Origin of the sequence: Erysipelatoclostridium sp. An15, assembly GCF_002160675.1 — a bacterium.
Classification (GTDB): Bacteria; Bacillota_I; Bacilli_A; order Erysipelotrichales; family Coprobacillaceae; genus Thomasclavelia; species Thomasclavelia merdavium.
The window spans coordinates 39818-62396 of record NZ_NFLA01000009.1; the positions used below are offsets into that span (position 1 = coordinate 39818).

Sequence of the window (22579 nt, forward strand, 5' to 3'; positions counted from 1 at the left end):
AGAATAGTTGCAAACTATTCTCTTAAAAATTCATTAACTTCATTTTGTAAAGACATTAATGATAAATCTAAATCTTGTCCATTTCTCATAATGTTTTGAATTTGAGTATCCATCATACTTAATGCCGAATTATATTTTCTAAATTGATTTTGACTTATTGTATTTTGCATAACCTCATTTAATAAACTTAAATCAACTTGTGTATCTCCTAATTCTTCATCACTCAACATATTTAAAGCTTTTGAAGATTGGATAACAGTTTTTAAAGATGATATTCCTTGCGAATAACGGAATAAATTTTCTTGAGATTCTTGATCATACGTTAACATTTTTAAAAATTCCCAAGCTTTTTTTTCATAAGAGGTACGTGAAGAAATTCCCATTAATAAAGACGATACTTCACTTCCAGTTTTTTGAGTTATCCCTGGCATTTTAACACAATCCCATTCAAACTGTGAATATTTTTTTACTTTATATGGATAAGGTTTGTAAGTTCGATATTCAGCAAAAGTCATTGGTGCAAATGCAACTTTACCGGTATCAAAATCCTGAGAGGTAACTGTGTAACCTTGATTTAGTTCCGTTAATCTTTGTGCAAAAGATAAAGCACTCTTTACAGATTCCTGGCTTAAATAACACTCATCTCCATCATCATCAAATAAATTAATTTCATGACTATAAATTGAATCTAGCCAATCATAATTATAACAACCATACTGATCAATTTGTCCATCGTTATTAGTATCCTTTGTAATTTGTTTACAAATTCCATAAAAATCATCTAACGTCCAATCATTATTAGGAATCTCTATATTTTCATTTTTTAGCAACGTTTTATTGACGAACATTAATGTCGGATTACTTTCGTATGGTAATGCATACTGATCACCATGATATTTTCCTGTATCCAAAGCACTTTCATAATAATCATCTTTATTAAATTGTGTATCCTGCTGGATTAAATAATCCAAATCCTTTAAAGCTCCCAGAGCACTTAAAGTATTGAAATCTTCACTTAATATCATAAATACATCTGGTTCTTCCCCTTTAAGATATTGCGAAGATAGCCATTGTGAATAATCATCTTTTATAATTCCGCTTTCATATTCAACATTAACCATTGGATATTTTTTTTCAAATCTCTCAATAACCTGATCAATAATTTTATAACAATCACCATTAGGCACATTCCAATTACTTCCTGCAAAAATACCAATCTTTAATGTTATTTTTTGAGGTTGCCAAATAATTAATAAAACACATACTACAGCTAATAAAATACAAATAATTTTTTTCTTATTCATTATTTAAATCCCTCGTTGTTAATCCGGTCTGAACAGCCCAAATAGCTAACTGAGTACGATCTCTTAAGTTTAACTTTGATAATATTGAACTTAAGTAGTTTCTCACTGTCCCCTCTGATAAAAAGAGTTTTTGTGCAATCTCTTTATTAGATAGACCAAATGCAACCTGCTGAATAACCCGCCATTCAGGTTGAGTAACATCCTGAATAGCTTCTTCGTCAACTTGAATAGCTAAATTATTTTGCGACATCTTTGAAAACATACTAAATACTTTAGTAGCAATATCCGGGTTAATCATTGCTCCTCCACTATTTACTGTTAAAATAGCTTGATATAACTCATCCATTCCTACTCCCTTCAACAGATAACCACTAGCACCATATTTTAAAGCACTAAAAACAAAATCATCATCATCAAAAGTTGTTAAAATAATAATTTTTGTTTCAGGATATTTTTCTTTGACAACTTTAGTACAATATACCCCATCCATACCTGGCATTCTAATATCCATCAAAATAATATCTACTTTTTCTCGTTCTAAAATTTTTAATACTTCAAATCCATCCATTGCAGTGGCAACTACTTGAATATCTTCGTGAGTTCCTAAAACTATTTTCAGTGATTCTCTTATTAATTCTTGATCATCAGCTATTACTACTTTCACCATATTTTTCTCCCCTTTGTATTGGTATTTTGACAATTGTTAAAAATCCATTATCACCTGCAAAATAAATTTCACCATTGATAATAGCTACTCTTTCTTTCATTTGGGTTAATCCAAATCCATATTTAATATTTTTACACCCAGCCCCGTTATCTTGTATCTTTAGGTATAAAAAATCCATCTCCTGATAAATATCAATACCAACAAATGTTGCATGTCCATGTCTTAAAGCATTAGTGATACATTCTTGAATAATACGAAATAAGATATCCTCTTTATTTTTTTCAAAATCAATATTGTTTAATTGATAATTTAGTTCAATCGTTAAATCACTTACACTAGAAAACTCATCTATCATCCGCTCAATAGCTTCTTTAAAACTATGCTCTTCTAATGCTCCTGGACGAAGTTTATTTAATGAATTACGTACATCTTTTATTCCCTGACGTACAACCTTAGAAATGACCTCTAATTGTTGCTTAGTAGCTTGAGGATTAATTTCAATCATTGCTAAACAAGCATCTATTCCCGCAGCAATCCCCGTTAATGCATGACCTAAAGTATCATGTATTTCTCTTGCCAAACGTTTTCTTTCATTATTTTCGCCTATTTTTTCGGTTATTGCAGCATAATTTTGTAGTTCTTTATTCACTTGATTAATCATATTTAATTCTTCACTAATATGTTCATTTTCTTGAATTTCATCTGCAAGATAAACAATCATGAAACTAATAAACAAAATTATATTAATTGTTTCTAAACATGCTTTGACAATCATAAATACACCAGAAATATTAGATCCATAGACTTGAAAATAGTCATTGACACTTACCATTGGAAACATTGCTGAAAAAACATCATAACTAGATATTAGGTATACAATAACCAATATCACCATAAACCATTTAGAATATCTACCATCTTTTAGATGAAAAATACAATCACAAAATACTAAAAATAAAATTCCATTATATCCCATATATATACTATAAATTAATGCAAAACTTACTATTATCTCGATAATGCTATAAAAGATATTCATATATTTGTGAGTGACAACATTTTCATTACGGCCATACATAATAAAAATTAAAATACCATAAAGAAATAATGAACCAAAAAAAACTTTTAAAGGATGATGAGGTATGTAATCAATATTATCTAAAAAGTCTCTTGATAATTGTGATAAAATAATATAACGAGTGGTTAAAAGAATCACAGTTCCGTAAAAAAGAACAATTATTAGATTTAATATTGACATTGTATTATGTAAAATTGACAATGTTTTACGATGTGAATAAATCATTATTGCCACCCCGTTTCATCATAAAAGGAAATATTTTCCTTATTAATTAAATTTACTGGAATAATAATTTCTTCTTCAATATCTTTACCTGACAATAACTCATACATCTTTTTGCCAGCGATATTTCCAATTGAAATTGGTGATTGAGCAACAGTACCAGCTACCATTTCATTACTACTAATCAATGACTTTAAATCTGGTGTTCCATCTATCCCATAAACTATAACATCATTAATATGGCGTGATTCTAAAGCTGCTAACGCTCCTAATGCACTAGGATCATTCAATGCCATTACAACATCAACATCACTATTTTTATCTAGCATTTTTTCCATCAAAGGCATTGCTAATTCTAATTGGCCTTCACATTCTCCTTCATCAATAACTTGATATTGTGAATTTCCAGCAATTGTATCTAAAAAACCATCAATCCGATCTTTAGCAGATTGGACATTTGTATGCTTTAACAACATAATTCTTGCTGAATCCATTTTTTGCATCATATCATGAGCACATTGTACTCCCGCATCATAATTATCAGAAACTATGGTACTATCTACTAACTGTGAATTTTCAACAGGAGCATCTACTATAATAATAGGTATACCTGCTTGGCGCGCTGCTTTTAATGCAGGCGTAATTTTTTGTGAATCAATAGGATTTATAAAAATCCCATCAACTTGCCTATCAATAAATGAATAAATTTGTTCAATTTGCTTATCAACATCTAAAGCTGGATTACGAACTAAAAGTTGATCTTCGTGTTCTTCGACAACCTTGATTAATTCATTATTAATAACTTCATAAAAGGGGTTATTCATTGTCATGTACGTTACTCCAAAAACCCGATTTCGATCTGATGGTGACTGATATTCTTTATAAATCAATGATGTAATTAAAGCAACTATTAAAATAATGACAATATATACTGATTTGCGATTAATTTTTTTCATCCTTTTCACCTACTTTTTTTATTCTACCACGATAATATTATATAAACAATCTAACAATACTTTCTCGATTATCAATATATTTTAATTATACTGACTATTTTCTAATAAAAATATTTTTAATTACTTCAAAACATAAAATAAAATGACACTTAAATCTTTTTCAACAAAAAAATGGAACATATCCATTTCAATAGTTATGTTCCATTTCAATTATTTTTGGAATATTATCTATAAATATAGATAATCAATATTATTTTTAGACAAAGAAGTAATCATTTATAACAAATTATCTTTTACAAAAATTATTCAACACTTTTTTAACTTAACAATTATTTTTACGTTTCTTTAATACATATAACATACTAGAAGAAAGCAATAATGTTGTCATTAACATTCCGATTGGACTTTCATCACTTGTTTTTACAACTTTGTTTGTAGTTTCTTTTTGTTGTGAAGGAGTCAAATTTGTCCAAGAAACACTAACACTACCATCTTCTTTTAATTTTAATTGTCCTTTTGCATCTACCAAACGTGATAATATATCATCAACTTGAGTTTGTGTTACATTTTTATCTGCAGCAACTGCCTTAGCATCCACAAGTACACTAGCTAAGTTGTCCCATGTTTCGGCTGTATATTTTTGACTGTCTAATTTTTCAATATTATTAATTTCTAATTCTAATTTTGTTATATCAGCTCTTTTAACTAATGATCCTATTGATGCTTCCAATGTTTTAACCATAGAATCTACGTCTTCTTGCCAAACACTGTTATCTTCTAAAACTTGTTTAGCTTTTGTTAAATCATTTTGCAATTTGCTCCATGTATTTGGTGTATAATCATCGGCATTTAATAATTCAACATCTTCAATAAGTTTCTTCAATTCATCTTTAACAGGTAAATCAACAACTGTTAAAGTTGCATAGGTGCGTCCATATACACCTGAATCATCTTTTGCAGTATAAACTAACATTGTTTCTCCAACAGTATTAGTATCGAATGTTGATGGTAAAGTAGAAACACCAACTGTTAATTTTTTACCATTTTTATCAACAGCTTGAACACCATCTAATAAGTCTAATCCACTTTCTCCATTTTCCTGAAGAATTGGAGTTCCTTTTAAAACTTTTATATCTTTAACTCCACTAATCTGTGGGGCATTTGCATAAAATGCATCTGCTGCCGCCTTTTGTTCCTCTGTTTGAGAATAAGTTACATAATCGATTCGATACTCTGCTGGTAATTTACTTTCGTCGATAGTATTACCTGGCCAGCTACCACCTACTGCTAAATTTAATTTAACAAAGTGTGGTTTTTGGAAATTTTCTATATCAGAGATATCTGCGGTATAAAATACAATATCATCGAAATACCATTCTATTTTTTCTGGTGTCCAATTGATTCCATAAATATGATAATCATCTGCTAAATCTTCACTAAATTTATATTCTCCACCCATCTTTTGATATGATCCATTTTTTTGATAATGAATAGTTGCCCAAGTTGTCTTGTTAACTCCATCTGGACTTTGGACAGGTGCTTCCATAATATCGATTTCACCACATTCAGGCCATGCTGTTCCTTCTCCTAATTGTCCTTCACTTGTCCATTCAGAACCTAATGTCCAAAATGCTGGCCAAAAACCTTTACCATTTGTTAATTTCGCTCTCATTTCAATTTTTCCATAAAGAACATCTTGGTGACCAAATGACTCAATACTTCCTGAATTATAGTACATTTTATGATCTTGTCCATCAACAGTCACAGTAACTGGCTCATCTTTTTTTGTTGCTTTTAAAACTAAATCACCATTTTCTAAGTAAACATTTTCTTCACTATCAACATATTCTTGTAATTCTTTATTTCTAACATAACCAGTTTCATAACGCCATTTATCTAAATCTAATTTTTCTCCATTGAATTGATCTTCCCATACTAAATTATAATCTTCTTCAGGAACTTCAATTGAGTTCACCTCTTCAATAATAACATTATCAATATACGCATTACATTTTTTTACTGCTTCATAATTACTGTCTGACACTCCAGCCCACTTAACTAATGAAACAAAAACTTTATTTGTATTTAATGCTGTATTAAATTCATAACTGTACTCTTGCCAATTAGTTGAAGTGACAGCCATTTCTTTTAAGATTTGATCTTTCTCTGGTTTACCTTCATATTCCCATGGATTGTTATCAAATACACGTGTTGCCAAAATAGCTTTTGCTCCATCTGTATCGACTTTAGCTTGTACTGTAATTTTATATGTCGTATTTGGTTTAAGATTATATATATACTGTCCAACATAACCATCAGCACAATCTGAAGGAACAACACCAGCTTTATTACCATCGCCATAACTCACTCCATCTATGACATGTCCTACTTTATTTTGTTCCCACCCCTCGTTATTTTCTGATTCAAAATCCCAATTTCTGACCAAATTATTGGTTTTAGCTTTAACTTGTCCTATATTTAAAGCCATAGTCATCAAAAGCGATATAATCATCAATACTTTCGATATCTTTTTCATATGTTTCTCCTTTCATCTTATCTCTATATTTAGTATATCTCTCATTTTAGATGATGTCAATAAGATTGTTACCTAACAATTTTACTAATTCTTACCACTTTTATGGTGTGGTATTTTATGATATAATAACCTTAGAGGTGATTTGATGGCTAAATATAAAGATATAGCTAAAAATATAAAAAGTAGAATTGCTCATGGTGAATTTAAAGAAAATGAAAAATTGCCAACTGAGAAATTTTTAATGGAAGAATACAATGTAAGTAAAAATACAATTCGTAATGCGATTAATATTTTAGTTAATTCTGGTGATTTGATTCCTATTCATGGTAGTGGTATTTATGTTAGAAAGAAAAAATATTCTAGTGTAATCAATTTAAGCAATACTCGCGGATTCGCGTCTGAACATCCAGGAACTTCTTTAAGTAGAGAAATCCTAGATTTTGAAATTATTAAAGCTGATAATGATTTGGCATTATCTCTCAATACTGAAATTGGAAAAAAACTCTATTATATAAAAAGATTAATGATAATAGATAATAAACCAATTGCCGTAGAATATACTTATTACAATACTGATTACGTTGCATATTTGAATGAAGATATCGCTAAAATATCTATTTTTGACTTTCTTATAAATAATTTACACCTGCAAATTGGGTTTTCTGAAAAATATATTTCTACTAATAAATTAAGTAATCAAGATGCAAAACTATTAAATCTTGACGATAATGATTTTGGTTTAATTGTTGAAGATAGTACATATCTTTCTAATGGTAATCAATTTAATTATTCAAAGATATGGTATAATTACAAATATATTCATCTATTTAATTCAGACAGATAAAATAACTCCCATATTTAAACTAATATGGGAGTTATTTTTCAAATATAGTTAATTTAATCAATAAAAATATTGCATACTACTGTCGATAAACCATTACTACACTCTAATTATTTTTCTAATGTAAAACCTCTCCCTCTTACTTCAGATACAGAATGTATTGTAACAAAAGCCATATTATCTACTCTTTCAATAATTGATTTAATCTTAGGAAGTTCTTTAGAAAAAACAGTCGTATTTACTACTTGAAATTCAGTATTTTTGAACCCGCTTGAAGCATGAAATAAAGTAACTCCAAAATCATTTTTAATAAGCTCATTTTTTAGTAATTCATATTGTTTTGTAAATATAAATACTTGTTCTTTAGTTGTCCCGTATGACAAAACTTTGTTTATCATAAAAGTTAAAAGATACGCTGAAATAACACCATAAAACACTTTATCAAATTTGTAAAATGGAAGTTGTCCTAACATAATCAACGTATCAATAATATACATCGATTTACTAATTGGCACACTCAATTTTTTATTTATAATAACTGATATAATTTCTAATCCATCAATTGTCGCCCCTGCTTTTATGGCAAGTCCAACTCCCAAGCCAGAAATAACCCCACCAATAATTGCTGATAAAATAATATCATGACTTAAAGATGTAATCCCTGGTATTCTTTGACACATCGAAAGAAAAAGTGGGTATAAAAAAGATGATAAAAGTGATCCAATTACCAATTGTTTTCCTATAAAAACATAGCCTAAAATCAAACATATAATATTAATAATTAATACAACTGCTGACAAATTAAATTGAAATAAATTATTGCAGATAATTGATATTCCTGTTGTTCCTCCAACAGTAATATTAAAAGGTAACGTGAATGCACAAACACTAAAAGCTAACAAAAAATTTCCAATGACAATTAATAATGTATTCTTATGAAACAAATATTTCATTCCAATATTCCTCCATTGCTACTTATTAACTCTTTATACCAATAAAATGAATCTTTTCTTATTCTTCTCAATGTCCCATTTCCATTATCATCTTTATCAACATAAACTAATCCATATCTTTTTCTCATTTCTCCAGTACTATCAGAAATCAAATCAATACAACCCCATACGGTATATCCAATAACATTAACTTTATCATCTTCAATTGCGTCCAATAACGCTTTAATATGTTTTTTCAAATATTCAATTCTATAATTATCATGAATTTTCCCATTTTCTAATAATACATCCTCTGCACCAAGACCATTTTCTACGACAAATAGTGGTATCTGATAGCGATCATAAAGTTGGTTCAATGATATTCTTAAACCTAAAGGATCAATTTGCCATCCCCATTTAGTCATAGGAAGATATGGATTTTTACCTCCAATGGAAATATTTCCTTTGATTCTTTCGAATTCTCCTTGACCTTCAATTTCAGAAAAATAATAACTAAAGCTAATAAAATCTACAGTTTCTTCTTTTAATTCATATAATTCATCCTCCGTAAAATCAGGCCCTTTCCCCATTTTTTTCCAGTATGCCTCACATATGTTAGAGTAGTACCCTCTAACATGGACATCTAAAAAATAGTAAGTCTGATTTATTTTTTTCATAGCAAGCAATTGATCCACTGGCTTACATGTTGCACCATAAGTCAACGGATATAAAACCATGCAACCAATTTTAAAATTTCGATTTATCTGATGTCCTAATTTGACTATTTTAGCACTTGTAAGCAATTGATAATGTGCGATTTGTAACTGTAATTGCCCAATATCATCTTCTTCATTGAAAATAACTCCTGAACTATGCCAACTACCCTCTTCCATAAATAATGAATTTATCTCATTAAAAGTAATCCAATAACGCACCTTATGTTTATATCTTTCAAAAACAGTTTGTGCATAACGTACCGAGAATTCAATTAATTTTTTATTTCTCCATGCTCCATATTTTTTTACTAAATGTAATGGCATTTCATAATGAAACAAAGTCACTATTGGTTCAATATCATATTTAGCCAGTTCATCAAAAATCCGATCATAAAATTCTAATCCAGATTCATTAGCTTTATCTTCGTCACCATCTGGAAAAATTCTTGTCCACGCCAATGACATACGGTAACATTTAAATCCCATTTCCGACATCAATTTTATATCTTCTTTGTAACGATGATAAAAATCACTTGCTACATGACTAGGATATAAACAATCACCATGAACATCATCATGTATCACTCTTGGCTGCCCATGGACAGAACCTAAGGTTACATCAGCGATACTTAATCCTTTACCGTCTTCGTTATACCCACCTTCAAATTGATTTGCTGCAGTAGCTCCACCCCATAAAAAATTTTCTTTCATTTTTATCACTCCTTAAGCGCTATTTTACATACCATAAATTTTAAAACAACGCTATAAATCTAAAAAGAAACAGTGCTACATAAAATATCATTTTTAACGATATTTTATGTAGCACTGTATACATTAATCTTCATATTTTTTATCATTTTCATTATATATAGACACTGCTTTTTCTAAATCATTAGCAGCAATCAACGATAACAAAACATCTAAAATATAATGAACAGATATTCCATAAATCATTTCTCCAAATTCTTTAACTCCTTCAATATAAGAAGCTTTTATAAAAAAATCAGCCCTTTTTACAATCAAAGAATTTTCATTAGAACATATGGATATTGTTTTTATACCGCTTTTTTTTAGTTCTAACATGGCCCTTGCGATATTTTTATCCTGTCCTTGCCTTGTTATCACAATAATAGATGACAAATCCTCATGGCTAACATTATTATATAATAAAATTTTATCCATCGAACTATACACATTTGATTTTTTCCCAATTAAAAATAAATTATGAGATACATATTCAGCAATCGCCTTATTAGCATCAGTAGCAAAAAAGTTAATTTCGTGACTTTCATTCAGAATTTTTGAAATCTTTATTATATTTTCAATATTCATATTTTTCTTTGTTTCAAAAATAACTCGTTCATGTAAAGACGTTAATTTATTTAATATTGTATAAATATTTTCTTGCTTATCTAAGCATAAATCTTCTTTACTGTATATTTCGTTTTTTAAATCATATAAAAGATTTACTTTAAAGTCATTATAACTATGATATCCTAGCTTCTTTATAAAACGTATAATAGTTGTTGAATTTGTCAAAGTTTTTCGTGCTAATTCACGAGAAGACATGTTTACAACTTCTTCACTATTTTCAACAATATAATCTGATATCATTTTTTCTCTTTCAGTAAAATTTTCTTGTATATATAACCGCTTTAATAATGACATAGCTGCCCCTCTTTCATATCATAATAAGAAAACATTTTCTAATGTACTATAACTATTGTGATAATCATATTACTTTTTTAACATACTTATTTATGTTATTCAACATTTACTTTGAATTTATATATCATCATTTACTACAAATACTTTTTAATTAGTTCTTCATTTTTCCTTTATTAAAATACATTCTACAAATAATCTATCTATTCTCATTTGTTTAATCCTCATGTATAATATTTTTGAGGTGCTACTATGGTTTTTAATTTAACAGATAAATCAATTAAACAATTAACAAAAAACGAAATGAAATTAATCGAATACATTTGTTCTTATAGTCAAGAAGTTGCTTTTATGTCAATTCACGAATTGTCACAAGCTACCCATATATCTCAATCGACAATATCTCGTTTACCACGTCATTTAGGCTTTGATAATTTTAAACAAATGAAACAATATATCATTCAAAATAGTCTCTCACCGAATGAAAAGATATCTGCAACAGTAACACAAAGTCAATCGGTTTTAGAATTTCTTCAGTTGCAAAAACAATATTTAGAACAATCAATGAATCATATCGATCTTGAAGATTTTCAACACATCGTTGACCATATCGTAAAAGCCGAAACAATTTATCTATTCGCTAAAGGAGCTACATTAGCACTAGCGCAACTATTATCTTTTCGATTAAGAAGATTTAAAAAGAAAGTTGTCATCATGCCTTCAAGCGGATCAGAAATTTTTGAAACTTTACCATTAATTACTAATCAAGATTACATGATGATTTTCGCTTTTCAAAAAACTCCTATTGAAGCTCAAATAACAATCGAGTATTGTCATGAACAGCACTGCCCCGTGATGATGATGTCAAGTCGCCATTTGAAGGAAAAGAAAATTAATCATCATCTCTATGTCTATCGTGGCAATGAAGATGAATATCATTCGTCTGCGATTGCCATGGCCTATATCGATGCTTTGATTATTGAAGTAGCCAAAGCCGGCGGTAAAGAGTACATGCAGTATTTAGAAGACATGTATCAATTAAAAGAAAATCATAAAACAAAAATACAAAGATAAAACTATCTTTGTATTTTCAATCAATCTAATAAAGCAACATAATTGCCACCTAATTTATAGACTTCTTTAAGAAGTCTTTTTTGAATCGTGGCATCTTCTACCTGAATAGTCAAACTATCAGCAATTGTGATTGTATATTTTTGATTTTTGATTTCATTTTTTAAATCATTCAATGTTGTCATATTATTTTCAAAACAAGTCATAACACATCCATACTGTGTTGCCTGATGGGTATCACTACCAGCAACAACAGGCTTATGACAATAAGTAGCTAAAGATGATACTTGCATCTCTGTCTGTTGTTGATTGCATGATAAATCTTTACCATTTAAATCAAAAAAATCAAATTGATTCAACTGTTCTAAAGATAATTCAGGAATGTGACTGCCTTGACGAAATGGGTGTGCACCACCAAATAAAACATCATAAGATTTAACCAGTTCACACAAACGATCAAATGGTAAAAAACAGCCTTTTTGTTTATAATCATCTAATAAACAATTTAACGAAATAATATCCTGATATCGCCCAATCACTAAAGTATGACCACCTTCAGCTATATCAACTTCCATTCCAAAAAAAATGAATAAACCATCTTTAGTCTGGCATCCATCACCAACATGCTCATATTCATTATAAATATAATTGTACATATCGCGAAAAGATAACGTATTAAAATGTTCAGTCAAACAAATCGCATCAAGCCCTTTCTTTCGTGCCTTTTGAAATAACAAATCTGTATATTCTTTAGAAAATGGTAATTTTTTTGCCAATTTCCCATGAGTATGAAAATCAATCTTCATAAATTTCCTCCTTATAATATCATGCTAATTTGAATTAATAAAATAATCCAAATAATCGAAACTATTATAAATATGATATCGTTTTTTTCAATCTTCAATGTCTTTAGTTTTATTTTTCGAACAATCTTATTTTCATTAGCATATCGATATCCTTTAAGTTCTAAAGCTTCCACCGTAGTACGTGAACGTTTTGCAGTATTAAGCATTAAAGGGTAAAAAGACATAATAATAATCCTAATTTGATAAATTAAATATTTTACTTTGCCTAAGAATGTTTTTTTAGATGGTGATTTACCACGCAAACGATAAGATAACAATACATTTTGAAATTCTTCCATTAAAATAGGTAACATTCTAAAAGCATAGGAAATGCTAAATGTCAATTGATCTGGGCAACCAAAATACATTAACCCTGTAGCCAAACGATCTGGATTCAATCCAGAAAAAACAGTAATTGAAGCCAGTGATGTGACGGCTACCTTTAAAGTCATGATTAGTAGAGGGGCTACTGTTGCTAATCCTCCTCCAAAAAACAATGCAGTAATAAATAAATATCCGGTTTGCGAAAAAACACCAATGCAAAACAAAAATAAAACTAATGGTGCAATTTTAGCTAGCTTTGTTGTAAGTACCACAAAGCAAAACAAACCTAGTAAAAATACCAAATTATTTATAAACCACGGAACCAATCCAAAAAATAAATACCAGCATAATAATACTCTTGGATCCAATTTAGCTATTGGTGTATCGTCATTACCATAAGCATTTTTTAAGACTTGATTCCTCAAAAATTCTATTGTAAATTTATCTAAAATATTTTGTGATAATTTTTGTAACATGAACTACCCTCCTTTAACAATCATAAGCCTGAATAAATTCTTCAATTTCATAGCAGTGAATATTTAAAGCTTCACCCATTTTATAGATTTGTGGTGGTTCGATACCAACCATTTGTCGTACATAACGATCTTGAAAAACTTCATCCCTATTTCCATCTTTAATAATATACCCTGCAGATAAAACAATAATACGTTGTGCCCAGTCACAAACCAATTGCATATCATGGGTTGCAATCACAACTGTTTCTATAACATCTTTTAAAATATCTAAAGTCTTAATTATTTCTTTACGAGTCGCAATATCTAAATTTGCAGTTGGCTCATCTAAAAGTAAAATTGCTGGTTTAAGCGCAACACCTATCGCTAATGATGCTCTTCTCATCTGACCACCTGATAATAATCGGCCATCCCGGTACTGGATATCTTCAAGATGAAAAAGTTTCATTAATTCTTGGGCACGCTGTTGATATCCTTCTATACCTCTTTCTTTCATTGCAAATTCAATATCAGCTTTAATACTGTCCTTAATGAACATTTCTTCAGGATTTTGATATACTAAAGATATATATGGTGATAACTGCTCAGCTGAGTAATCACGTGTATTTTGTCCCATAATTTCAACCTGACCAACCTGCGGCTTAATGAGACCAACCATCATTTTCATCAACGATGATTTTCCCGCTCCATTTGATCCAATCAAAGCAATTTTATCACCTTTAAAAATATCCAAATTGAAATCTTTCATCAATTCATGTGGTTTTCCCTTTACGCTACGATATTTTAAGGTAATATTTTTAAATTGGATTACTGGCTCACTTTCATGAATTATTTGTTTCTTTTTAGTTACGTCGATAATCCTATTATGTTTAGCAAAATACTGTATTCCGTCTGCAACAGTAGTCGGTAATGGCTGATGAGGATCATAGATATTTAAATCCTTTAATTTCTTGGCTGCCACAGTGACTTGTGGGGGAAAAATAGAACTTTCTTCTAATTCTTCAACTCTAGACAGTGCCTCATTAACAGGTAATTGCCATTGAACCGTTCCCTCTTTCATAAAGATCACATGCTGACAATATTGAGCAATATATTCCGTATGATGTTCAATTACTATAATTGTTTTATGATATTTTTGATTCAATTCTGTTAAAACTTCATAAATTCTTTTAGCATGTTTAGGATCCAATTGAGCAATGGGTTCATCTAAAACCAGAATATCCGGTGATAAAGCAGCAGCTCCAGCCAAAGCCAGTAAATGCAACTGTCCCCCTGATAATTGCCAGATATAATCATCTTTACGATTACGAAGATCACAAATATCTAAAACTTTTAAAGCTCTCTCTTGATAATTATCTTCCCCAAAGTTCATACAAGCAAAAGATGCATCTTCTAGTACCGTTGGACATACAATCTGATTCTCAAAATCCTGATAAACATAGCCTATTTTTTTAGCAATTTCACCAATATTCATTGATTTAATATCTTTATTATCTAAAAAAATATTACCTGTCATATTCCCGGAAATAAATCTTGGAATCAGTCCATTCAACGTTTTGCATAAAGTTGATTTGCCACAACCATTGTTTCCAATAATTGCGGCAAAATCACCTTTTTTAATTTTTAAATCAACATGCTGTAAAGTTGGTTTATCTGCTCCGGGATATGTGAAACTTAAATCACGTATCTCGATCATAGTTTTACCTCTTTTCTTCTTTTCATAAAAACCAAAGCACCGACAATAACAACACAAGCAACAATCGCACTAATCGTCATAGCATTGCTATTTCCAGCCCATGAAGCTTCCCAATCAATAATTGCCATACCGTTTTCAGCTAAAAACTCTCCACCTACGGCAACAATAAAAGCAATCAAACATAAACCAATTGTCCTTATACTTATTTTTTCCCCACCACTAATCAATGTATTTTCATCACGTGGCGATACTCCTAATAATGGTTCTATTTTTCCATATAATTTTGGTACTAAATACATACTTGGTAACATAGCAAATAAAATACCAGAAAATAAAATATCATTTAAGCAAGCAAATCCTTCGGTAAAGAAAACAGATTCTGGTAATCCAGCCACAGCTTCAAATTCTTCAACTGCTAACTGAACCTTTAAAATATCAACAATACACCCTAATGTTTGTTGAATGATAACTGCCAATATCGAAGCTAAAGCCACGCTTTTGACATTTCTAGGATTTTTAACAAGTCTACCTGCAATATAAATACCTATTGTTAATGTTATAAATTTTTCCAGTTCACCTAATCCTCCGAACTGTCCTAACATAATTTCACTAAATACAAGTTCTCCTGTCGCTGCCCCAAGTGCTGCTGACATCGGATCAAATAAAAATGCTAAAACTAAAGGTATAAATAAGAAATACTCTACTGATAGTTCAATAATTCCAATTTGAAATGATGGTATCATTTCTGTAAATAATGTTGCTAATCCATATAATGACATACTTAAAACAAATGTCATTAACTTTTGGGATTGTGTCATTGATTTTTTCACTTTAATATCCTCCTCTTCATGACAACGTTATATTATCATGGATAAGCATAAGTTAAATCATAGACAGGTAAAATGAATATTAATATTTCGTTAACTGACTTAAATGAAATAAAAATTTCATAATATTGACTGATAGTTTTGATATTCTCCTATTATTACAATCTTTTATAAAAAAAGAATAGCATCCGCTATTCTTTCAATATCTATTATTTCAGTTTCTTTTTTAATATAACAAAGAATCGTTCTATTATTATCGCAAATAAAAATACCAGTAAAATCGCTAATCCAGCTGTTCCATAATCGTAGGACTGCAAACTAGATGAAATAACATAACCTATTCCTCCAGCTCCTACCATCCCTAAAATAGCACATTCAGCAAAATTAATTTCAAATCTCATACCTAACCACGCAATAATCTGAGTAAATGATGAAGGTAATATAGCAGAAATAAATATTTGTATTTTTGAAGCTCCAGATGCTTCTAACGCTTCAATAGTATCGTTTGCTATATCTTCAAAACTTTGAGAAAAGGATTTAGTAAAAAAAGCTGTAGTATGTACACATAAACCAGCAATTCCTGCTGATGGTCCAAACCCTAAACACACCAGCATCAGTAATACCCATACCGGTGTTGGTACAGCTCTTAAAAAAGTGAAAAAGCATTTGATAAACGTGGACAATATTTTGATTCTAAATACATTTTGAGCTGCTAACATACCAAAGAACAATCCTAAAATCAAACTATAAAACGTAGATAATAATGTAATAGAAACCGTTTCAAAAAAAGAACTGAAAATAAGATCAAATTTATCAAAATTAAATAATGCTAATTTATAAAAGACAACACCTATTTCTGGTACTCTAGAAAAAAGTTTTAACCAGTCAACATTTAAAATAAATAAACTTATAATCGATAAAAGCAATACCGATATCATGAAAAGAGGTAATATTTTCTGACTGTCTTTACATCTAACTTCAATCTTTTTATTATTTTTATAACGACATTCCATAACTTGCTCCACTAATCGCTCACCAGCTTTCTTCTTAAATATCCAGTCAAAATATCTACCAAAATAACCATTATGGCAATAATAAGAATAATTGTTGTCGCAATATTATAATGAAATCCTTTTAAATATGAGAATAAAACGAGACCAACTCCGCCTCCACCAACCATTCCAACGATGGTAGAAGAGCGAATATTAACTTCGAAACAATATAAAAACCATGAAATAAAACCAGAAATACAAGTAGGCACAATTCCCTGAAATACCCTTTGCCAAAACGTTGCACCAACTACTGCCAAACTTTCAATACAATCTTGTGAAACTTCATCAATTGTCTCTATAAATGCTCTAATCATAAAGGCAAAACTAGTCATAAATAAGGCTACAACACCAACTCCTGTCCCTATTCCTAAGGATGAAAAGAGAATAAAAGCCCATACTAATGCTGGAATATTCCTTAAAAAGGTAGCAACACCTCGAATATATTTGCATATTTTAGGAAAAGGTGAGATATATTCACTGCCAAATAATGAAACAAAAAATGCAAATATGCCAGCTACTGTTGTCGATAAAATAGCCATTGCAATGGTAATAACAATACTATGACTTACTTCCAGCCAAGTTTCTTTATCCAACATTGCTGGAGGAAGAAAATCATGGGTCAAAAAGTAGATAAACTGATCAAAATTATTTACTAAATCTAAAATATTAAATTGAGTATATATTGTACTTACAACAACACATACGATAACCATCATTAAAAATAGAGTGTTCATCTTTCGTCTTTGATGATTTGTACTATTCATTTTCCGGTACCCCTGTCACTAATTCATTCATTGTTGTTCCATAAATCATTTCCAATACTTCATCAGTTAACTCCTCTGGTTTCCCATCAAAAACAATTTCTCCTTTTGATAATCCAATAATTCTAGTTGAGTATTTTTTAGCAATATCAACTTGATGCAGATTAACAATGCAAGCAATATTTCGTTCATGTGTCATTTTATATAACTTGTCCATTATCTTCTTTGAACTTAACGGATCTAAAGAAGCAATCGGTTCATCACACAATAACAATTCTGGTGACTGCATCAGGGCACGTGCAATTCCTACTCTTTGTTTTTGCCCCCCTGATAAATCAGAAGCACGATTATATATATGTTTTTCTAATCCTAATTCTTTTAGTAAGGCAATAGCTTGTTTTTTATCTTCTTCTTTATATCTTCCACAAATTCCATCAAATTTTGACATATACCCTAATCGTCCATGTAAAGCATTCTGCAAAACTGATAATCGATATACTAAATTATAATTCTGAAAAATCATGCCAATTTTTCTTCTCATCATTCGAAGTTTTTTACCTTTTTTATCATGAATCGTTTCACCATCGATGATAATATGACCTGAAGTAATATCATTAAGCTTATTAATTGATCGTAATAAAGTTGATTTCCCCGAACCACTAGGACCAATAACAGAAACAAATTCACCACTATCAATATGGAAAGAAACATTTTTCAATGCTTCTGTTCCATTTTTATAAACTTTACCGACATCTTTAAATTCTAATAATGTATCCATATAATTATCATCCTTTATTCTTCATTTAGTGTTTTATTTAATTTTATAACACTTTGATAATCTTCAATTGTTGCCTGAACAAAACGAGCGTTTTCTTCTTTAATAACCATTTTGAAATAATCTTTATTATTATAATCAATTAAGAAATCCTGAATCTGTTGCTTCATCTTTTTATCCATATTCTTACTGACAACAAAACCTTCTGCTGGTATTGGATCAGACTGATGAATAATTTTAATATCAGATTCCTTAACATTTCCATTACTAATTTCTGATGCTAATATCTGATCTGAAATAGGAACTACATCAACATCACCTTTGATTACAGCTTGCAATCCAGCCTGATGTTTTCCCGAATAACTGACTGCTTCAAAAAATTTTCCATTTGTATGTAATGTATTAGATGTTAATTTCTCATTGCTAAAAGCATTAATGATTTCTGAAGTAGGAACTAAATTTCCTGATGTAGATTCTGGATCAACAAAAGCCATTGTCTTCCCTTTAATATCCTTAATCGTATTAATATCACTACGATTACTCTTTGTTACTAACAAGGAATGATAGATAGCTTTTTCCTTATCGCCATCAACAGCTTTCATAACAATCGGTTCTGCCTGAGCTCTTTCATTTGCTAAAGCAACCGCCAAAGCCCCCATATAAGCCATGTCTGCTTTCCCCGTTCTTAAAGCTTCTACAATAGCATTATAATCTGTAGCTTGTATTTCTTTTACTTCAACCCCAAGAGTTTCTTCTAAATCTTTAGCCAAACCATTTCTGGCATCTGTACTCTGTTCTGTCGATTCATTAGGTGCATAAGCTATTGTTAATACTTTTTCTTCTTTATTGCCACATCCTGTTAATGAAAAACTTAAACAAAATATCATCAATAATAAACCTAATTTTTTCATATAGACTCCCCTTTAATAGATACTTTCTAAAATGTCATAAACATCATTTTCATCCAAATCACGTGGATTATTTTCCATCCGTCCTGCAGTGAAACAATGGGAAACCAAAACTTTCAAATCTTCTTTTTTTACATTCCATTTTTTTAAAGAAGTTTCGATTCCTACTTGTTGCAAATAATTTTTTATTTTTGAGCCAAGCTCATCTACATTTTTAACACCAAATGCTGATAATAGCTGTTCCTGATTATCAAGAATCATTAAATTCTTTTTCATCACCGGTTCTATCAATAAGCTAACTGCAGCCCCATGGGGGATATTGTAGTTAAGTGTCAATGGATATGATATTGAATGGCATGCAGTTGTTTTAGTATTGGAAAATGCCATTCCAGCCAACATGCTTCCTTTCGATAAAGCATCATAATGTACTAATCTTTGATCACCTGCCATAATTGCTTCCAAATGTGGCAAAATCATTTGAATTGCTGACAATGCATAAATTTTAGAAATCATATTAGTATGTTTAGCCCAATAAGCTTCAGTAGCATGGGCAGTTGCATCTAATGCACTAGAAACAACCAATGATTTTGGCATTGAAATAAGCAGTCTTGGATCAACAAATACAGCATATGCATAGTTTTGCTGACTTTCTAACGATAGTTTACTTTCTTGTTCGCGATCCCAGATTGTTGCCCAGCATGTCACTTCACTACCAGTTCCACAAGTTGTTGGTAAACCCAACCAATGGCATTTTGGCTTTTTATACTGTTTATTTTTTATTTTATGACGTATATCATTAACAGAATCATCCTTATCAGCATATAAACAGCAAAGTGATTTTGCCACATCTAAGACGCTACCACCACCTACAGCAATAACTAAATCTATACTTTCATCTTTTGTATCATTGTATAATTGGTATAAATCATTGATATCAGGATTTGATACAGTAAATACTTTAGTTACAACGTGATACTGATCCAAAATATCAAGTACCTCATTCATCACTTCATGTTTCATAACATCTTGATGATATGTTAATAGCAAAATATTTCTTGCCGCTAATTCATTTACTGTATTTTTCAATTCTTGTAAACTGTCTTTTCCCTGATAAATTTTTACAGGATTATAAAATTTTTCCATCGTCATTTCCTCTTTGAAGCATTACATTGATCTGATCAATTAATTGCGGTAAATCTTTAATAGAATGAATGATAAAATCCGCTCCCGCTTCCTTAAAAACCTTTACAGCTTTTTCATAATAAACTTTTTTCTTTGCTTCTGATAAGTTCTGTTCCATTTCAGGAGTCATTTGCGAAGCACTTGATCCTTTAACAATTCCTACACTCCATACTCCTGCATTTTTTCCTTCTTTAATATCAGTAGCAGTATCTCCTACTTTAATGACACATTTAGGTGGAAAAATATCAAAATGTCTCATATTTTCATAAATCATAAACGGATGTGGTCTTCCTGTTCCAACCATTTCTGATGTAACTAAATAATCAGGTTCATACCCTAATTTTTTTGATTCAGGTACAACAATATCCATCATTTCTTTGGTATACCCTGTTGTAGAACCAATCTTTATTCCACTTTTTCTTAAAATATCAACCGTATCTAAAACACCGTCTATTGGTGTACAGTATTGATGTAAATTTTTTAATAGTGTCTGATTAAAATTTTTAAATAATTCTTCAACATCGTCTTCAGTCCAGTTTCTTCCATAAATTTCATACCATTGTTTAGTTGCGTTTTCTGTTTGCAATAAAGTACGGATATGATCCTTTTTCCCCATCCCCATTGGCTTACATACTTCTTCTAAAGATAAATCAATTTGCTTTTCAGCAAATACTTTTTGAAATACATCTAATGGTGCTATACATCCATAATCTACAGTTGTACCTGCCCAATCAAATATAACTAATTGAATATTTTCCATTTTTTTTCTCCTTTTTGCTTTATTTTGCTTTTACATGCATTATATTACAGTATAATGCATGTTTTTGCGTTAAATTACCGTTATTTTAAAGTAAAACTTGCATTAAGTTTGATTTTTATTTTGTTTATTGTTTTGATATAAGCTATAATCATATGTGAGGTGAAATCATGTTATATCAGGAAAGAGAAGAATATATCAAAAAAGAATTAGAAAAAAAATCATTTGTAAAAACTATGGATTTAGTCAATATATTAGATGTATCAATCGATACTATTCGTCGAGATTTAAAAAAAATGGAAGAAAAAGGCTTATTAAAATGTGCTCGTGGCGGAGCTGCCAGTATTGATAATACAACAGTTATCTCTACTTTTCATGAAAGAGAAATAAAGAACATAGAATTAAAAAGGGAAGCTGCCAAAAAAGCCATCATGATGATTAAAGAAAATTCAACTATAGCTTTAAATTCGGGTACTACTAATACCATTTTAGCGTCAGAAATGCTTTCTTTAAAATTTCCTTTTACAGTTATTACAAATAATCTATCTGTCATACAAATTCTCAAAAATAGTCCATTTATTGATATTATTTGTATAGGTGGTTTTTTAGATAAAAAAGAAAATTCATTTTATGGCCAAACATGTGAAAATGAATTTAGTCTCTATAATCCTGATATTGCTTTTTTATCTATAAATGCTGTAAGTCTAGAAAATGGCTTCTCTGATTTTCGCTATAATGATTTTCCGATAATAAACACACTAGTCAATAAATCTCATCAATGTATTGCAGTTATGGACTCAACCAAATTTGGAAAAAAATCCAAAAAAAATATTCTAAAATTAAATGACATTCATTTACTCATTTCTGATCATTTAATAAGTGATCTTCAAAAAAATAGTTTTAAAGAAAAAGGACTAAAAATCATTTGATAATTTAGCCCTTTTTTCATTATCCAATAAACATATTATATATCCCCATTATTTTTCCATTT

Annotated in this window: 21 protein-coding genes; 3 read left to right on the top strand and 18 right to left on the bottom strand. The window is 29.9% G+C overall.

Features of this window, described 5'->3' with window-relative positions:
* Window positions 1-14 precede the first annotated feature (14 nt).
* The 5 genes from B5E92_RS04810 to B5E92_RS04830 all read right to left on the bottom strand — a co-directional run bounded on the left by B5E92_RS04810 (window position 15) and on the right by B5E92_RS04830 (window position 6763).
* Window positions 15-1304 carry an ABC transporter substrate-binding protein gene (locus tag B5E92_RS04810; RefSeq protein ID WP_239406403.1) on the bottom strand — a complete coding sequence of 430 codons (1290 nt, stop codon included), beginning with the start codon at window positions 1302-1304 and terminating at the stop codon, window positions 15-17.
* Complete coding sequence (locus tag B5E92_RS04815; RefSeq protein ID WP_087299747.1) at window positions 1297-1971, bottom strand: response regulator transcription factor; 675 nt, start codon at window positions 1969-1971, stop codon at window positions 1297-1299. Before B5E92_RS04815 ends, B5E92_RS04810 begins: the two co-directional genes overlap by 8 nt.
* Window positions 1949-3274, bottom strand: a complete 1326-nt coding sequence (locus tag B5E92_RS04820; RefSeq protein WP_087299749.1) for a sensor histidine kinase — start codon at window positions 3272-3274, stop codon at window positions 1949-1951. Before B5E92_RS04820 ends, B5E92_RS04815 begins: the two co-directional genes overlap by 23 nt.
* Window positions 3274-4227, bottom strand: a complete 954-nt coding sequence (locus tag B5E92_RS04825) for a sugar ABC transporter substrate-binding protein (protein WP_087299751.1) — start codon at window positions 4225-4227, stop codon at window positions 3274-3276. Before B5E92_RS04825 ends, B5E92_RS04820 begins: the two co-directional genes overlap by 1 nt.
* A 322-nt stretch (window positions 4228-4549) precedes the next feature.
* The gene (locus B5E92_RS04830) at window positions 4550-6763 is read right to left on the bottom strand and encodes a family 16 glycosylhydrolase (protein ID WP_087299753.1); all 2214 of its coding nucleotides are present in this window, start codon (window positions 6761-6763) and stop codon (window positions 4550-4552) included.
* A gap of 145 nt (window positions 6764-6908) precedes the next feature.
* Here B5E92_RS04830 and B5E92_RS04835 point away from each other — a divergent pair, with 145 nt between their 5' ends.
* Window positions 6909-7607: a GntR family transcriptional regulator gene (locus B5E92_RS04835; RefSeq protein WP_087299755.1), complete on the top strand. Its 699-nt coding sequence runs from the start codon at window positions 6909-6911 to the stop codon at window positions 7605-7607.
* A gap of 107 nt (window positions 7608-7714) precedes the next feature.
* On the opposite strand, the gene B5E92_RS04840 is transcribed toward B5E92_RS04835, so the two are convergent.
* The 3 genes from B5E92_RS04840 to B5E92_RS04850 all read right to left on the bottom strand — a co-directional run bounded on the left by B5E92_RS04840 (window position 7715) and on the right by B5E92_RS04850 (window position 10920).
* Window positions 7715-8557, bottom strand: coding sequence for a YitT family protein (locus B5E92_RS04840; protein WP_087299757.1), 843 nt, complete (start codon window positions 8555-8557; stop codon window positions 7715-7717).
* A complete protein-coding gene (locus B5E92_RS04845) occupies window positions 8554-9963 on the bottom strand; it encodes a family 1 glycosylhydrolase (protein WP_087299759.1) in 1410 nt (469 codons plus the stop codon). The genes B5E92_RS04840 and B5E92_RS04845 overlap by 4 nt, the downstream gene beginning before the upstream one ends.
* 123 nt (window positions 9964-10086) lie before the next feature.
* The gene (locus tag B5E92_RS04850) at window positions 10087-10920 is read right to left on the bottom strand and encodes a MurR/RpiR family transcriptional regulator (protein WP_087299761.1); all 834 of its coding nucleotides are present in this window, start codon (window positions 10918-10920) and stop codon (window positions 10087-10089) included.
* Between the two features lie 249 nt (window positions 10921-11169).
* On the opposite strand from B5E92_RS04850, the gene B5E92_RS04855 reads away from it, so the two are divergent.
* Entirely contained in the window at window positions 11170-11991 is an 822-nt protein-coding gene (locus B5E92_RS04855) for a MurR/RpiR family transcriptional regulator (protein ID WP_087299763.1), read from the top strand.
* A 20-nt stretch (window positions 11992-12011) separates the two neighbouring features.
* Here the strand turns inward: B5E92_RS04855 and B5E92_RS04860 are convergent, their stop codons facing one another.
* The 10 genes from B5E92_RS04860 to phnX form a co-directional block, all read right to left on the bottom strand.
* Complete coding sequence (locus tag B5E92_RS04860; RefSeq protein WP_087299765.1) at window positions 12012-12794, bottom strand: PHP domain-containing protein; 783 nt, start codon at window positions 12792-12794, stop codon at window positions 12012-12014.
* 11 nt (window positions 12795-12805) lie between these two features.
* Window positions 12806-13633, bottom strand: coding sequence for an energy-coupling factor transporter transmembrane protein EcfT (locus B5E92_RS04865; RefSeq protein ID WP_087299767.1), 828 nt, complete (start codon window positions 13631-13633; stop codon window positions 12806-12808).
* Window positions 13634-13646: 13 nt separating this feature from the next.
* Entirely contained in the window at window positions 13647-15326 is a 1680-nt protein-coding gene (locus B5E92_RS04870; RefSeq protein WP_087299769.1) for an ABC transporter ATP-binding protein, read from the bottom strand.
* A complete protein-coding gene (locus B5E92_RS04875; protein WP_204245235.1) occupies window positions 15323-16156 on the bottom strand; it encodes a hypothetical protein in 834 nt (277 codons plus the stop codon). The genes B5E92_RS04870 and B5E92_RS04875 overlap by 4 nt, the downstream gene beginning before the upstream one ends.
* Before the next feature lie 206 nt (window positions 16157-16362).
* Window positions 16363-17178 (bottom strand): ABC transporter permease, encoded by an 816-nt coding sequence (locus B5E92_RS04880; protein WP_204245236.1) that lies wholly within the window; start codon window positions 17176-17178, stop codon window positions 16363-16365.
* Complete coding sequence (locus tag B5E92_RS04885) at window positions 17178-17969, bottom strand: ABC transporter permease (protein WP_087299771.1); 792 nt, start codon at window positions 17967-17969, stop codon at window positions 17178-17180. The genes B5E92_RS04880 and B5E92_RS04885 overlap by 1 nt, the downstream gene beginning before the upstream one ends.
* Window positions 17962-18744, bottom strand: a complete 783-nt coding sequence (gene phnC / locus B5E92_RS04890) for a phosphonate ABC transporter ATP-binding protein (protein WP_087299773.1) — start codon at window positions 18742-18744, stop codon at window positions 17962-17964. The genes B5E92_RS04885 and phnC overlap by 8 nt, the downstream gene beginning before the upstream one ends.
* Window positions 18745-18758: 14 nt before the next feature.
* Window positions 18759-19652: a phosphate/phosphite/phosphonate ABC transporter substrate-binding protein gene (gene phnD, locus B5E92_RS04895; protein ID WP_087299775.1), complete on the bottom strand. Its 894-nt coding sequence runs from the start codon at window positions 19650-19652 to the stop codon at window positions 18759-18761.
* A 12-nt stretch (window positions 19653-19664) separates the two neighbouring features.
* Window positions 19665-20792, bottom strand: a complete 1128-nt coding sequence (locus tag B5E92_RS04900; RefSeq protein WP_158095191.1) for a phosphonoacetaldehyde reductase — start codon at window positions 20790-20792, stop codon at window positions 19665-19667.
* Window positions 20776-21591 (bottom strand): phosphonoacetaldehyde hydrolase, encoded by an 816-nt coding sequence (gene phnX, locus B5E92_RS04905; protein ID WP_087299779.1) that lies wholly within the window; start codon window positions 21589-21591, stop codon window positions 20776-20778. The genes B5E92_RS04900 and phnX overlap by 17 nt, the downstream gene beginning before the upstream one ends.
* Before the next feature lie 167 nt (window positions 21592-21758).
* Between phnX and B5E92_RS04910 the strand changes: the two genes are divergently transcribed.
* Complete coding sequence (locus B5E92_RS04910) at window positions 21759-22517, top strand: DeoR/GlpR family DNA-binding transcription regulator (RefSeq protein WP_087299781.1); 759 nt, start codon at window positions 21759-21761, stop codon at window positions 22515-22517.
* The last annotated feature ends 62 nt before the right edge of the window (window positions 22518-22579 follow it).

What these genes read in the sequence shown, in the direction of transcription:
- B5E92_RS04810 (WP_239406403.1), bottom strand. Translation starts at nt 1,304, where the DNA reads ATGAATAAGAAAAAAATTATTTGTATTTTATTAGCTGTAGTATGTGTT.
- B5E92_RS04815 (WP_087299747.1), bottom strand. Translation starts at nt 1,971, where the DNA reads ATGGTGAAAGTAGTAATAGCTGATGATCAAGAATTAATAAGAGAATCA.
- B5E92_RS04820 (WP_087299749.1), bottom strand. Translation starts at nt 3,274, where the DNA reads ATGATTTATTCACATCGTAAAACATTGTCAATTTTACATAATACAATG.
- B5E92_RS04825 (WP_087299751.1), bottom strand. Translation starts at nt 4,227, where the DNA reads ATGAAAAAAATTAATCGCAAATCAGTATATATTGTCATTATTTTAATA.
- B5E92_RS04830 (WP_087299753.1), bottom strand. Translation starts at nt 6,763, where the DNA reads ATGAAAAAGATATCGAAAGTATTGATGATTATATCGCTTTTGATGACT.
- B5E92_RS04835 (WP_087299755.1), top strand. Translation starts at nt 6,909, where the DNA reads ATGGCTAAATATAAAGATATAGCTAAAAATATAAAAAGTAGAATTGCT.
- B5E92_RS04840 (WP_087299757.1), bottom strand. Translation starts at nt 8,557, where the DNA reads ATGAAATATTTGTTTCATAAGAATACATTATTAATTGTCATTGGAAAT.
- B5E92_RS04845 (WP_087299759.1), bottom strand. Translation starts at nt 9,963, where the DNA reads ATGAAAGAAAATTTTTTATGGGGTGGAGCTACTGCAGCAAATCAATTT.
- B5E92_RS04850 (WP_087299761.1), bottom strand. Translation starts at nt 10,920, where the DNA reads ATGTCATTATTAAAGCGGTTATATATACAAGAAAATTTTACTGAAAGA.
- B5E92_RS04855 (WP_087299763.1), top strand. Translation starts at nt 11,170, where the DNA reads ATGGTTTTTAATTTAACAGATAAATCAATTAAACAATTAACAAAAAAC.
- B5E92_RS04860 (WP_087299765.1), bottom strand. Translation starts at nt 12,794, where the DNA reads ATGAAGATTGATTTTCATACTCATGGGAAATTGGCAAAAAAATTACCA.
- B5E92_RS04865 (WP_087299767.1), bottom strand. Translation starts at nt 13,633, where the DNA reads ATGTTACAAAAATTATCACAAAATATTTTAGATAAATTTACAATAGAA.
- B5E92_RS04870 (WP_087299769.1), bottom strand. Translation starts at nt 15,326, where the DNA reads ATGATCGAGATACGTGATTTAAGTTTCACATATCCCGGAGCAGATAAA.
- B5E92_RS04885 (WP_087299771.1), bottom strand. Translation starts at nt 17,969, where the DNA reads ATGAATAGTACAAATCATCAAAGACGAAAGATGAACACTCTATTTTTA.
- phnC (WP_087299773.1), bottom strand. Translation starts at nt 18,744, where the DNA reads ATGGATACATTATTAGAATTTAAAGATGTCGGTAAAGTTTATAAAAAT.
- phnD (WP_087299775.1), bottom strand. Translation starts at nt 19,652, where the DNA reads ATGAAAAAATTAGGTTTATTATTGATGATATTTTGTTTAAGTTTTTCA.
- B5E92_RS04900 (WP_158095191.1), bottom strand. Translation starts at nt 20,792, where the DNA reads ATGGAAAAATTTTATAATCCTGTAAAAATTTATCAGGGAAAAGACAGT.
- phnX (WP_087299779.1), bottom strand. Translation starts at nt 21,591, where the DNA reads ATGGAAAATATTCAATTAGTTATATTTGATTGGGCAGGTACAACTGTA.
- B5E92_RS04910 (WP_087299781.1), top strand. Translation starts at nt 21,759, where the DNA reads ATGTTATATCAGGAAAGAGAAGAATATATCAAAAAAGAATTAGAAAAA.